This window comes from Vibrio sp. D173a (assembly GCF_030248475.1).
Genome location: NZ_JAHGAH010001035.1, coordinates 1 through 583, shown reverse-complemented (window position 1 = coordinate 583; position 583 = coordinate 1). Strand labels below are relative to the sequence as shown.

Genomic DNA, 583 nt, shown 5'->3' with positions numbered 1-583 from the left:
CAAGATGATGCGTTTGCGCTGTTTGCAGAAACTAAACGTCAGCTCGATGGCTATTTTTCTGGAAAGCTGAACAACTTCTCAATCCCAGTCGCAGCAGAGGGAACGCCATTTCAGCAGTCGGTTTGGCAAGCCTTAATGCGTATTCCTTTTGGGGAGACATGGAGTTACCAGCAGCTTGCTGATGAGATTGGTAATCCTAAAGCGGTCAGGGCGGTGGGGTTGGCAAATGGAAAAAATCCGGTTTCCATCATAGTACCGTGTCATCGCGTGATCGGTAAAAACGGTAAACTGACAGGTTATGCGGGTGGTGTTGAGAGAAAGTCAGCATTGCTGAAATTAGAAAGTGATCTATCAATTAGTTGAATAAATGCTCTTATTGTTTTCTGGTATTTCTATAATTCCCTGCTTATCATTTACAAATTACAGAAGAAATATAAAAGCAGAAAACCTCTATGAACCGACAAATGATGACGGTGATCGGGTGTAGCAGCGTTTTATTGACTGGGTGTTTGAGTGAGACAACGAAACCATTTGAGGTTCCTCAACTGGTTCTATTCAGTGGCATGTATGAAAACCCAGAGAA

1 protein-coding gene is annotated in these 583 nt (G+C 42.9%); it reads left to right on the top strand.

The genetic code is table 11. The annotated features are described in order from the left end of the window. A partial coding sequence (locus KIV40_RS31095) for a methylated-DNA--[protein]-cysteine S-methyltransferase (protein WP_285353157.1) occupies nucleotides 1-363 on the top strand: 363 nt, incomplete at its 5' end. Nucleotides 364-583: the final 220 nt, after the last annotated feature.